Here is a 248-nt window from a genome sequence, read left to right on the forward strand (position 1 = left end):
ATGGAGCGTGAGAGGGCATCGAGAACCGGATTAGGGGGTGTCCGGTACGGCTCTTGGGCCGTCTCCGTGTCCACGGACAGCCGGTAGTCGAAGTCGGGGCTCTTGTGCACTTCAAACCAGCGCCGAATAAGGGCCGCCACTTCGTTGACGCTCTGCCCGGCAACGGTCCGGACGCTGATGTCGACCGATGCCATCGACGGGACGGTGGCTCTTTTGACTCCCACGGGATCGCCCGCGACCAGCGCGAT

Annotated in this window: 1 protein-coding gene; it reads right to left on the minus strand. The window is 64.1% G+C overall.

The features are described from left to right. On the minus strand, positions 1 to 194 hold a 194-nt coding region (locus tag SB764_RS43330), incomplete at its 3' end, for a hypothetical protein (protein ID WP_410867213.1). Between the last annotated feature and the right edge of the window lie 54 nt (positions 195 to 248).

The organism is Paraburkholderia sp. SIMBA_027, from assembly GCF_046535315.1.
Classification (GTDB): domain Bacteria; phylum Pseudomonadota; class Gammaproteobacteria; order Burkholderiales; family Burkholderiaceae; genus Paraburkholderia; species Paraburkholderia tropica.